The following is an 11,166-nucleotide window of genomic DNA, read 5'->3' on the forward strand; positions in this document are numbered from 1 at the left end:
GCAGTAAGCCGGAAATCACTTCCCACTGCCGGTCGGTCAGTCCATATCGCCGCATCGGTCGCCCCCTCGCTTCAGGCGACCTCCTATGAATCATTCATTCAATACTTTGGGAATCCCATAATTGACGACACACCCTAGGCCATACCGGACTGATCCGCCTCCAGCACCAGCGCCGCCCCCGGCTCGATCTTCACCCGCACCGTTGTGCCGGCAGGCGGCAGATGGACCGCGGGAATGACGGCCTCGATGGCGTGCTCGAGGCCGGCAAGGGCGAGCGTGATGCGGCTGGCGCGGCCGAGCAGCCGGGCATCCAGGACGGTTGCCGTTGCGGCATCACCCGTTGCATTCAGCAGCAGGCTTTCCGGCCGGAACAGCAATTCGACCGCCGCCCCCTCGGCGAGTTCGCCGGCCGGGAAGCGGCCGAGCGGCGTCTCCACCGCGCCGGCGGCAACGCGACCGCGCAGGCGGTTCACCGGCCCGAGCAGGGTAGCGACAAATCCGCTGGCAGGTTTCAGATAAAGGTCGGCGGGCGTGCCATGCTGCAGAAGCCGTCCCCCGGCCATCACGCCGATCCGGTCCGCCACCGCCATCGCCTCTTCCGGATCGTGGGTGACAATCAGCGTGGCCACGCCGGCCTCGCGCAGTATCCGTAACGTATCGTCGCGGACGGCAGCGCGCAGGCTTGCATCGAGCGCCGAGAAGGGCTCGTCCAGCAGCAGGACCTGCGGCGCGGGCAGCAGGGCGCGCAGCAGGGCGCAGCGCTGCTGCTGTCCGCTTGAAAGCATGTGTGGATAGCACTCGGCATATTCCTCCAGACCGAGCCGGGCCAGAGCCGCGCGCGCCGTCATCCGCGCCGCGGCACCATCGCGTCCGGCAAGGCCGAAGGCGACATTGTCAACCACGCTCAGATGCGGAAACAGCGCATAATCCTGGAACATCAACCCGACCCGCCGGCGCTCCGGCGGCAGATGCAGGCCGGCGGCGGCATCGGCGACGCTGCGGCCGCCGATGGCAACCTGCCCGTCATCGAGCCGCTCCAGCCCGGCAACGACGCGAAGCAATGTCGTCTTGCCGCAACCCGAGGGCCCCAGCAGGCAGGCGACTTCGCCGGGCGCAACGGAGAACGTGACGCCGCGCAGTATAGGCCGGCCATCATAGGCATGGCTCACCCGGTCCAGGCTCAGGCCCATGGCTTGTCGTCCTTGAAGCTCAACATCGGGAAAGATTGCTGCCGGCCTGAAGCGATCGCGCCAGCAAGAGCGCCGGCACGGTTCCGGCCAGCACGATCAGCAGCGCCCCGGCGGCGCCTTCGGCGAAACGCTCATGCGCGGCATATTGATAAACCTGGGTCGCGAGCGTTTCGAAGTTGAATGGCCGCACCAGCAACGTCAGCGACAGTTCCTTGATGGTATCGACGAATACCAGCAGCCCGCCGGTCAGCAGGCTGGCGCGCAGCATCGGCAGATGCACGCGCCGCAAGACGCCGCCGACGCCGCAGCCCAGCGTGCGCGCCGCGCCATCCATCGACGGACGGATGCGGGCAAGGCCGGCCTCGGCACTGCCGAGCGACAGCGCCAGAAAGCGCGCGGTATAGCCGTAGATCAGCGCGACGATGGAAGCCGACAGCAGCAGGCCGGTGGAAACGCCGAGAAGCTGCCGGGCTACGGCGTCGAGCGCATTGTCGAAGGCAGCGAGCGGCACGAAGACGCCGACGGCGAGCACCGCGCCGGGCATGGCGTAGCCGATCGCCGCCACCCGGGCAGCGATGCCGGTCGTCTTGTCGCGGCTCAGGCGGATCGCATAGGCGAGAAACATGCCGATCGCGACCGCGACCGCGGCCGTCAGCGCCGCGAGCAGGGCGCTGTTGCCGAGCGCCTGCAGCATCCCTACCCCGCCCAGCGCGGAACGCGCCCGCAAGGCCGCCGAAACCAGCGCGATCACCGGCAGGACGAAACCAAGCAGCACCGGCAGACTGCACACGGCCGCCGCCGTCCGGCCGCGCCAGCCGCCGAGACGCAGGCCGGGGATGGGACGCTGCCGCGCCGTGGCGGCATGAAAGCGGCGGTCGCGGCGCGCCAGACGCTCGATGCCGATCAGCGCGAGCACCAGCGCCAGCATCACCAGGCTGAGCTGTGCCGCGCCGGAGGTGCTGCCCATGTTGAGCCAGACGTCGTAAACCCCGGCGGTGAGCGTGGCGACGGCGAAATAGTCGACCGTGCCGAAATCGCCCAGAGCCTCCATCATCACCAGACTGACGCCGACCACGATGGCCGGACGGGCGAGCGGCAAGGCGACGCGGCGCAGCGCGGCGGCTGGTCCCAATCCGAGAGTGCGGCTGACTTCGATGGCGCAGAGCGACTGCGCGGCGAAGGCGGCGCGGGCCAGCAGATAGACGTAAGGATACAGCGCCAGCGTCATGACGAAGATCGCGCCGCCGAGCGAGCGGATCTCGAAGAACCAGTAGTCGCGCTTGCTGCTCCAGCCGAACAATGCGCGCAGGCCGGTCTGCACCGGCCCGGAATATTCCAATACGTCGGTATAGACATAGGCCAGGATGTATGACGGCACCGCCATCGGCAGCATGACCGCCCAACCGAGCAGCCGGCGGCCGGGAAACCGGTACATGACGACGAGCCAGGCGATGGCGATGCCGACGATGCCGGTGGCGAGCCCGACGCCGGCCAGCAGCAGCGCCGTATTGGCCGCATAGCGCGGCAGCACGGTCGCAGCGAGATGCCGCCAGATGCCGTCATCGGGCGAGACGGCAAGCCAGCCGATCGCGACGCAGGGCAGGATGATGATTGCGGCGGCGATCAGCGCGCCGATCCGCCACGGCTCGCACCAACGCCGGATCGACTGCGCCAATCCTGCTGCCGCAACGCCCGTCGGCATAGCGGCGTCGGGCTTGGCGCTCACGTGCCGGGGCCAGCGTCGTAGTTGACCCGGTCGACCAGGCGAGACGCAGCGGCCCGGCGTTTCGCCACAGTGGAGAGGCCGATGGCATCAGGCTTGAATTCGCCCCAACCGGCAACCACCGGGCTCAGCTTCACGCCGGGCTTCACTGGATATTCGAAATTCTTTTCGGCATAGAGCGCCTGGGCAGCATCGCTGCTCAGGAATTCGATCAGCCGGATCGCATTCTGCCTGTTCTTCGCCGCCAAGGTGACGCCGGCGCCGGAGATATTGACATGCGTACCGTTCCCGTCCTGATCCGGGAACACGATGGTGGATGCCGCCGCCCAGGCCCGCTCGCCTGGATTGTCCGCCCCGGTTTCCATCAGGCCGTAATAATACGTGTTGATCAGGGCGACGTCGCATTCGCCCTCGGCGATTGCCTTCACCTGGCTGCGATCGCTGCCCTGCGGCTTGCGGGCGAGATTCGCCTTCACTCCTTTGAGCCAGGCCTCGGTGGCGGCCTCGCCCTTATGCGCGATCATCGCCGCGATCAGCGAGACCATGTAGACATGCTTGCCCGAGCGCGTGCAGATGCGGCCGCGCAGTTCCGGCGAGGCGAGATCCTCGTAGCTGCGCAGGCTGCCGGGCTTCACCCGCTTTCTCGAGGCGACGATGACCCGGGCGCGCATCGACAGGCCGAACCAGCGGCCTGCCGGATCGCGGTACTGCGCCGGGATGTTGGCCGTGATCGTCTCGGACGCAACCGGCTGCAGCAATCCGGCCTCGACCAGATCATTGAGATTGCCGACATCGGCGGTCAGCACCAGGTCGGCCGGGCTGTTCCGTCCCTCGGCCTTCAGCCGTTCGAGCAGACCGCTGGCCGCGTGGACGATGTTGACCTTGATCCCCGTCTCTTTGGTGAAAGCCTCGAGCAGCGGCTGCATCAAAGCCGGCTGGCGGTAGGAATAGAGATTGACCTCCTCGCTGGCCCGGGCCGAGGCGGAAAAAGCGGCCGCCAGCACCAGCGCGCCGAACAGAACGGATCGGAGGAACAGCTTCGGCGCCATGCTCGATATCTCCTGCTGATGATATTGCAACGCATTATCATTTAGCAGCGCTCTGCTTGCCTGGCAACTCCCAGCCGCGGGCCCTCACAACCGGACCGGACGGTCCGCCTAGGCCGCCCTGAGGCTGAAATCCTGCTCCGGCACCGCCACATCCCGGCCGGCGATCCTGGCGGCGATCATTTCGGCCGAGCCGAAAGCCAGCGTAAAGCCGAGCGCCCCATGGCCGACATTGAGCAGCAGGTTGTCGATGCCGCTGGCGCCCAGGATCGGCAGCCCTTTCGGCGTCGCCGGCCGCAGGCCCGTCCAGGGTGTCAATGCATGCCAATCCGAGGCGGCCGGAAACGTCTCCCGCGCCTGCCGCGCAAGCTGCGCCAGCCGGTCGGGATCGATGGCGCCATCCTCGCCGACGATATCGGCCATGCCGGCCACCCGCAGGCGGTCGCCAAGCCGGGCATAGACCACCTTATGCGCGCTGTCGGTGATCGAGATGCGCGGCGCGGCATCGTCGTTGGCGATCGGCAGCGACAGGCTATAGCCCTTGATCGGATAGATCGGCAGATCGAGGCCGGCCGTAAGCCCCAGCCGCCGGCTGGCGACGCCGGCCGCCAGCACATAGGCATCCGCCTCGATCACGCCATCGGCCGTCTCGACGCCGAGCAGCCGGTTGCCGGCCCGCAGCAGGCGCAGCACCTTGCGGCTATAGGTGAACCGCACGCCGCTGTTGTCGCCGGCGAGCAGCGTCTCCAGCCCGCGGCAGAGCTTGTACGGATCGGCCGCCTCGTCGTCGGCGGTATAGACGCCGCCGAGGATGCGATGGGCGATGGCCTTGAGCGCCGGCTCGATCGCCAGGCAGCCGTCGCGATCCAGCAGTTTCTGCACGCTGCCGCGATGGCTTTGGAATTCCGCCTGCCGCTGCGCCGCCGCCAGGCCTTCGGCACTGCCCTGCAGGACCAGCTTGCCGGCGCGGCGCCAGACGAAATCGAGCGCGCGGATTTCGGCGGCCTGATGCAGCACGTCGCGGCTCAGATAGGCCAGCCGCAGCAGCTTCTCGGTCGTCGCCAGAGCCTCGCGCCGCCTGCAGGCGGCCAGGAATTTCAGCAGCCAGCGATACTGGAACAGTTCGAATCCCGGCCGGAATCGCATCGGCGAATCCGGGCGCAGCAGCAGCTTGGGCAACTCGAACCAGACCGAGGGGCTGGCCAGCGGCGCTACATAGGAATAGCTGAGCTGGGCGCCATTGGCGTGGCTCGCCCCCAGTCCCGGCGCCGAAGCCCGGTCCAGCACAGTGACACGATGGCCGTCGCGCGCCAGCCGCCAGGCCGTCGTCATCCCGACCACACCGGATCCAATTACCGCGATATCCATAACCGCTCCATCCCAGCCTCGCGCTGCACCGGACGGGCGGCCAGGAGGCTTTCCCGGTAAAGTTATGGCCTGCCGGACCGGCCAGCCACTGCGGATCGGCATGCAGGTCATAACACCGCGTTATGCCGCCTCTTGGGCCGGCCAGACAGTCCGGCTACAGTGACGCGCAGTTCCGCGGGGGATCGTCATGCAGTTGCGCCATCTCGAAATCTTTCATGCCGTGATGCTGACCGGCACGATCACGGCCGCTGCCAAGCTGCTGAATATCTCGCAGCCGGCCGCCACCCGGCTCCTGCTGCGCGCCGAGGATCAGCTCGGCTACAAGCTGTTCGACCGGGTCAAAGGCCGCCTGATGCCGACCCGCGAGGGCGAGGTCCTGCATGCCGAAAGCGAACGCATCATCAGCGGCCTGGAAAACCTGCGCAAACTGTCGCGCAATCTCGGCGCCGCCACCAGCGGCCATCTACGCATCGCCGCGGCGCCGGCGCTCTGCATCGATCTGGTGCCACTGGCGATCTCGCGCTTCCGCCAGAAGCATGCCGATGTCAGCTTCGAGGTGGAGACGCGCCAATATGCCGACCTGGTCCGTGTCGTCCTCAATCACGAGGTCGATATCGGCATCGGCTTCGACATTCAGGCCCATCCCGGCCTCGATGTGCAGCCGCTCGCCTCGGCGCAGTTCTACGGCATCTTCCCCAAGGCTATGGAGAATCGGCTTCCTGCAACTGTGAAATTTGATTGGTTTCGCAAACATCCCTTCATCGGCCTGCGCAGCGACGATCCGCTCGGCTCGGCCTTCAGCACGGCACTGAAACTGTCCGGGGTCGATCTGCAGCCCATCGTCGAGGTGAAAACCAACCAGATCGCGCTCTCGCTCGTTGCCCGCGGCGCCGGCACGGCCATTGTCGATCAGTATACCGCCGCTGGGCATGACCCGAAGCAGGTGGCGGTCCGCATGCTCAGCCCGGCGATTGATTTTGCAGTGCACACTATACGCGCCAAGCATCAGCCGGCCTCGGTTTTAGCGCGCAAATTCATCGCCATGCTGGCACAAACGGAAAAAACCGTTTCCGCATCGCTTCCAGCGTCCGTCAGACCGTGACGAGACTTGACGAATCGATCCGCTCCGGTCTCCATACCGCAAGGTTATGGAATCGGTACCGATACGCATGGCGGTTGGCCTCGGCTTTCCGCTATCACAGGGGGCGCGCGGTCCGGCCATAGTCTGAGGACCGGGCGCGCCCCGGTGCAGCCGTCGTAACGGCAAACCGCAGCAATCCACGGAGGAGAATAAGAATGACGCAGTTCACAGCGAAGCGCATGCTCGGGGGAGTCCTGGGTGCGGCTCTGCTGATCGCCCTGCCCGGCACGGGCATCGCGCAGCAGAAATTCATCACGATCGGCACCGGTGGGGTGACCGGCGTGTACTACGCGGCCGGCGGCGCGATCTGCCGTCTGCTCAACAAGGACCGCAAGACCCACGGCATCCGCTGCTCGGTCGAATCGACCGGCGGCTCGGCCTACAACATCAACACGATCAAGGCAGGCGAACTCGATTTCGGCATGGCCCAGTCGGACGTGCAGGCCAATGCCTATGAAGGCCATGCGCAGTTCAAGGACGGCGGCCCCTTCAAGGATCTGCGCGCCGTCTTCTCCGTGCATCCGGAGCCGTTCACCGTGCTGGCCCGCAAGGATGCCGGCGTGACCAAGTTCGAGGATTTCAAGGGCAAGCGCTTCAACGTCGGCAACGCCGGCTCGGGCACCCGCAATTCGCTCGAAGAACTGCTGGCCGCCATGGGCTGGAAGCTGTCCGACTTCTCGCTGGCCTCGGAGCTGAAGGCCGACGAGCACGGCCCGGCCTTGTGCGACAACAAGATCGACGGCTTCTTCTACGGCGTCGGCCATCCGTCGGCCAACATCCAGGATCCGACCACCGCCTGCGGCGCCAAGCTGATCCCGCTCCAGGGCCCGGCCGTCGACAAGCTGGTAAAGGCGCATTCCTACTACGCCTACGCCACGATCCCGGGCGGCATGTACGCCAACAACCCGAACCCGACCAAGACCTATGGTGTGCTGGCGACGCTGGTCACCTCGACCAAGGTTGACAATGAAGTCGTCTATCAGCTGGTCAAGGCGGTGTTCGAAAACTTCGACGACTTCAAGAAGCTGCATCCGGCCTTCGCCAACCTTGATCCGAAGCACATGGTCAAGGACGGCCTGACCGCCCCGCTGCATCCGGGCGCGGTGAAGTACTACAAGGAAAAGGGCTGGATGTAATCCGCCCGGTTTCGAGGGAGGCGCCATTGGCGCCTCCCTTCTTATTACGCGTATAGGTTCGTTTGCATACAGGGATGGGGGTAGCCGTGGCACAGGATAAAAAGACCGGCGGCGCAGAGTTCGACATCGACAAACTCAACGAGATGGTCGCCGAGGCCGATACCGGCGGGCGCAAGCCCAAAGGCGCGGCGGCGCGCATCATCTTCATCGTGGCCGTCGCCTGGTCGCTGTTTCAGCTCTGGTATGCCTCGCCGCTGCCCTACATTTTGAATTTCGGCATCATCACCGACAATTTCGCCCGTTCGATCCACTTGGCCTTCGCGCTGTTCCTGGCGGCGACGACCTTCCCCGCGTTCAAGCGCTCGCCGCGCGATCGCATTCCGCTCACCGACTGGCTGATCGGCATCGCCGGCGCCTGTGCATCGCTTTATCTCATCGTCTTCTATTACGACCTGATCGAGCGGCCCGGCCTGCCGAATACGGCCGACATCGTCGTTACCGTGATCGGCGTTCTGGTGTTGCTGGAAGCGGCGCGGCGCGCCGTCGGCCCGGCCATCACGATCATCTCGCTGCTGATGATCGTCTACATGTTCGCCGGCCCTTATCTGCCGAGCCTCTTGTCGCATAAAGGCGCCAGCCTGTCGCGCGCCTCGTCGCAGATGTGGCTGACCTCGGAAGGCATCTTCGGCGTCGCGCTCGGCGTGTCGACCAACGTGGTGTTCATGTTCGTGCTGTTCGGCACGCTGCTCGAGCGTGCCGGCGCCGGCGGCTATTTCATCCAGCTCGCCTTCTCGCTGCTCGGTAAGTATCGCGGCGGCCCGGCCAAGGCCGGCGTCGTCGCCTCGGGCCTGACCGGCATGATTTCCGGATCCTCGATCGCCAACGTGGTGACCACCGGCACCTTCACGATTCCGCTGATGAAGCGGGTCGGCTACAGCGCCACCAAAGCCGGCGCCATCGAATGCGCCGCCGGGGTCAACGGCCAGATCATGCCGCCGGTGATGGGCGCCGCCGCCTTCCTGATCGCCGAATATGTCGGCATCCCCTATTCCGACGTGGTCAAGCATGCCTTCTTCCCGGCGCTGCTGACCTACGGTTCGCTGTTCTACATCGTCGACATCGAGGCCATGAAGATGGGCCTCAAGGGCCTGCCGGTGAAACAGCGCCATCCCTTCACCACGGCGCTGATGCGCAGCCTGATGGGCATTTGCGGCTTCATCGTGCTGGCCGGCCTGATCTATTTCGGGCTCGGCTGGATGAAGGCTGTCTTCGGCGCCGCCGCGGCGCCGATTGCCGGCGCGCTTGTGCTGGCCTGCTATGTCGGGCTGGTCGCCTACCGCGCCAAGCACCCCGACCTGCCGTTCGACGACCCCGAGAAGGGCTTCCTGGAAGTGCCGAATTTCGCCGAAACGGCACGGACCGGCCTGCATTTCCTGCTGCCGGTCGGCGTGCTGATCTGGTGCCTGATGATCGAGGAACTGTCGCCCGGCCTGTCCGGCTTCTGGGGCACGGCGACGCTGATCCTGCTGCTGGTCACCCAGCGGCCGCTGACCGCCTTCTTCCGCAAGCAATCCATTCTGGGCCAGGAGTTCCGCAAGGGCGTCGTCGAGCTGATCGAGGGCCTCGAGGCCGCGGCCCGCAACATGACCGCCGTCGGCATCGCCACGGCGACGGCGGGCATCATCGTCGGCGTCGTGCTGCTGACCGGAATCGGCCTTGTCATGACCGAGCTGGTGGAATTTTTGTCCAACGGCAACATCATCATCATGCTGCTGCTGACTGCGGCGATCTGCATCGTGCTCGGCATGGGCATGCCGACGACGGCGAGCTATGTGGTGGTCGCCACCCTGATGGCGCCGGTGATCGTCAACCTGGCGGCGCAGAACGACCTCGCCGTGCCGCTGGTCGCGGTGCATATGTTCGTCTTCTATTTCGGCCTGATGGCGGACGTTACACCGCCGGTCGGTCTGGCGGCCTATGCGGCGGCGGCAATCTCCGGCGCCGATCCGGTCAAGACCGGCTTCCAGGGCTTCAAATACGAAATCCGTACCGGGCTCCTGCCGTTCATCTTCATCTTCAACGGCACGCTCCTGATGATCGACATTCCCGGCCCGGTCGAACTCGTGATCGTGCTCGGCGGCTCGATCCTGGCCATGATGGCCTTCGTCGCCGCCACCCAGAACTGGTTCCTGGTCAAGAACCGCTGGTATGAGACGGTGGCCCTGCTGCTGATCTGCTTCACCCTGTTCCGGCCGGGCTTCTGGCTCGATCGGATCAGCGAGCCCTACGTCGCCAAGCCCGCTTCCGAGGTGATGGCCGAGGCCGAACGCACACCGACGGGCCATCCGCTGCGGCTGCGCATCGAGACGCAGGACATGAAGGGCGATACCGTCCAGAAGCTGATCCGCATCGATATGGGCAAGGGCAAAACCGGCGTCGAGCGGCTCAAGGCGGCGGGCCTCACCCTCAGCAGCTTCGGCGGCGACGTCACCGTGATGAATGTCAGGCTCGGCAGCCCGGTGGCGAAGAATGGCATCCTGCCCGGCGACAAGGTTCTGTCGGTGGCCGTGCCGTCCGACCGCCCCTCGCGCAACTGGTTCATGCTGCCGGCGCTGCTCCTGCTCGGCGTCGTTGTCTGGCTGCAGATGCGGCGCAGAAAGAAAGCCGTCGGCGCCGCTGCAACCGCTGCAGCGTAAGTCCATATAGGGGGGATGAAAAACACCCTCGTCCTCTGCTCCGGCGGCATCGATTCGGTGACGCTGGCCTACAAAGTGGCGGCCGAGCGCAAGCTCGGCCGCCTCGTTTCTTTCGACTACGGCCAGCGCCACCGGCGCGAGATCGAGCATGCCGCCCGCATCGCGGATCGGCTCGGCGCCCGCCACGATGTCGTCGACATCAAGGCCCTCGCCGGCTTCCTGACTTCGTCGGCGCTGATCGGCGGCTCCGAGACTGCCGTGCCGGACGGCCATTACGCCGAGGCCAACATGAAGGCCACGGTGGTGCCGAACCGCAATGCGATCATGCTGTCGATCGCCTTCGGCATCGCCGCCGGCGCCAAGGCCGATGCGGTCGGCATCGCGGTGCATAGCGGCGACCATTTCATCTATCCCGATTGCCGTCCGGCCTTCGTCGATGCCTTCCGCGCCATGCAGGCCTGCGCACTGGAAGGGATGTGGGAGATCGAGCTTTACGCGCCGTTCGTCGGCATCGACAAGGCGGGCATCGTCCGCGAGGGGGTGCGCCTTGGCGTGCCGTATGACTTGACCTGGAGCTGCTACAAGGGCGGCGAGCGGCATTGCGGCCGCTGCGCTACCTGCGTCGAGAGGCGCGAAGCCTTCCATCTCGCCGGCATGCCGGATCCGACCGCCTATGAGGACCCGGATTACTGGAAAGCGGCGATCGGCAAAAGGATGGCGGAGCGCGACTAGACCGGAATCCCGTTAGATCGAAGCATAGCCAGCGTTCCTGAGATAGTTTGCGCATTCCTGTGGCGGGAAGCGGTCCAGCAGGCTTCCGATACGTTGCCATGTTGCCTCGACACTGCGTTCAGCTGCCTTTCGGA

Annotated in this window: 8 protein-coding genes; 4 read left to right on the forward strand and 4 right to left on the reverse strand. The window is 65.8% G+C overall.

The annotated features are described in order from the left end of the window. Positions 1 to 134 precede the first annotated feature (134 nt). The 4 genes from VF194_RS04155 to VF194_RS04170 all read right to left on the reverse strand — a co-directional run bounded on the left by VF194_RS04155 (position 135) and on the right by VF194_RS04170 (position 5,327). Positions 135 to 1,190, reverse strand: coding sequence for an ABC transporter ATP-binding protein (locus tag VF194_RS04155; protein ID WP_330888319.1), 1,056 nt, complete (start codon positions 1,188 to 1,190; stop codon positions 135 to 137). A gap of 19 nt (positions 1,191 to 1,209) precedes the next feature. After that, a complete protein-coding gene (locus VF194_RS04160) occupies positions 1,210 to 2,916 on the reverse strand; it encodes an iron ABC transporter permease (protein WP_330888321.1) in 1,707 nt (568 codons plus the stop codon). Next, the gene (locus VF194_RS04165) at positions 2,913 to 3,962 is read right to left on the reverse strand and encodes a Fe(3+) ABC transporter substrate-binding protein (protein WP_330888323.1); all 1,050 of its coding nucleotides are present in this window, start codon (positions 3,960 to 3,962) and stop codon (positions 2,913 to 2,915) included. Before VF194_RS04165 ends, VF194_RS04160 begins: the two co-directional genes overlap by 4 nt. A gap of 108 nt (positions 3,963 to 4,070) precedes the next feature. Next, entirely contained in the window at positions 4,071 to 5,327 is a 1,257-nt protein-coding gene (locus VF194_RS04170) for a D-amino acid dehydrogenase (RefSeq protein ID WP_330888325.1), read from the reverse strand. 187 nt (positions 5,328 to 5,514) lie between these two features. Here VF194_RS04170 and VF194_RS04175 point away from each other — a divergent pair, with 187 nt between their 5' ends. The 4 genes from VF194_RS04175 to queC all read left to right on the forward strand — a co-directional run bounded on the left by VF194_RS04175 (position 5,515) and on the right by queC (position 11,032). Then, complete coding sequence (locus VF194_RS04175) at positions 5,515 to 6,429, forward strand: LysR family transcriptional regulator (RefSeq protein WP_330888327.1); 915 nt, start codon at positions 5,515 to 5,517, stop codon at positions 6,427 to 6,429. A gap of 194 nt (positions 6,430 to 6,623) precedes the next feature. After that, complete coding sequence (locus VF194_RS04180) at positions 6,624 to 7,604, forward strand: TAXI family TRAP transporter solute-binding subunit (RefSeq protein ID WP_330888329.1); 981 nt, start codon at positions 6,624 to 6,626, stop codon at positions 7,602 to 7,604. A gap of 86 nt (positions 7,605 to 7,690) precedes the next feature. Beyond that, on the forward strand, positions 7,691 to 10,300 hold the full coding sequence (locus tag VF194_RS04185; protein ID WP_330888331.1) for a TRAP transporter permease: 2,610 nt from the start codon (positions 7,691 to 7,693) through the stop codon (positions 10,298 to 10,300). Positions 10,301 to 10,315: 15 nt separating this feature from the next. Beyond that, complete coding sequence (gene queC / locus VF194_RS04190) at positions 10,316 to 11,032, forward strand: 7-cyano-7-deazaguanine synthase QueC (RefSeq protein WP_330888333.1); 717 nt, start codon at positions 10,316 to 10,318, stop codon at positions 11,030 to 11,032. Positions 11,033 to 11,166: the final 134 nt, after the last annotated feature.

Origin of the sequence: Ferrovibrio sp. (assembly GCF_036381655.1) — a bacterium.
Lineage (GTDB): Bacteria > Pseudomonadota > Alphaproteobacteria > Ferrovibrionales > Ferrovibrionaceae > Ferrovibrio.

Excerpts from the sequence above, each read along its gene's own strand:
- VF194_RS04155 (WP_330888319.1), bottom strand. The coding sequence starts at position 1,190 with ATGGGCCTGAGCCTGGACCGGGTGAGCCATGCCTATGATGGCCGGCCT.
- VF194_RS04165 (WP_330888323.1), bottom strand. The coding sequence starts at position 3,962 with ATGGCGCCGAAGCTGTTCCTCCGATCCGTTCTGTTCGGCGCGCTGGTG.
- VF194_RS04170 (WP_330888325.1), bottom strand. The coding sequence starts at position 5,327 with ATGGATATCGCGGTAATTGGATCCGGTGTGGTCGGGATGACGACGGCC.
- VF194_RS04175 (WP_330888327.1), top strand. The coding sequence starts at position 5,515 with ATGCAGTTGCGCCATCTCGAAATCTTTCATGCCGTGATGCTGACCGGC.
- VF194_RS04180 (WP_330888329.1), top strand. The coding sequence starts at position 6,624 with ATGACGCAGTTCACAGCGAAGCGCATGCTCGGGGGAGTCCTGGGTGCG.
- queC (WP_330888333.1), top strand. The coding sequence starts at position 10,316 with ATGAAAAACACCCTCGTCCTCTGCTCCGGCGGCATCGATTCGGTGACG.